This is a genomic window from Myxococcus sp. CA039A, assembly GCF_013336645.1.
GTDB lineage: Bacteria > Myxococcota > Myxococcia > Myxococcales > Myxococcaceae > Myxococcus > Myxococcus llanfairpwllgwyngyllgogerychwyrndrobwllllantysiliogogogochensis.
Genome location: NZ_JABUMQ010000845.1, coordinates 1 through 382, shown reverse-complemented (window position 1 = coordinate 382; position 382 = coordinate 1). Strand labels below are relative to the sequence as shown.

General features: G+C 76.2%; 1 protein-coding gene. It reads left to right on the top strand.

All coding sequences use genetic code 11. From position 1 onward, the window contains the following. Nucleotide 1 precedes the first annotated feature (1 nt). The coding region (locus HR086_RS47890; protein WP_373564464.1) for a serine aminopeptidase domain-containing protein at nucleotides 2-382 on the top strand (381 nt) is incomplete at its 3' end.

Here is a 382-nt window from a genome sequence, read left to right as displayed (position 1 = left end):
GGTGATGGAGGGCACGGCGCACCGCGGCAAGCGCGCGCCCCCGTTGTTGATCCTTCCGCCGAGGCCCGACGAGGGTGGGGGGATGGATCACGTCATCGCCGCGGAGCTCGCCTGGGCGGCGGCCAGCGCGGGCTTCCCCACGCTGCGCTTCAACCACCGGGGTGTGGGCGCGAGCCAGGGGACGCGGGGCAAGGACCTGGCGCTGCTCGAGGACGCCGAGGCGGCCATGCGGGTGTTGCTGGAGAACGCGGGGACGAGCGCGCTGGCGGTGGCGGCGCTCCACGGGGGGGCCCAGGTGGCCCTGGCGCTCCAGGCGCGGTTCCCGTCGGTGGGAGGGCTGTGCCTCGTCGCGCCGGCGGATGTGGACGCCTCGGTGCTGGCC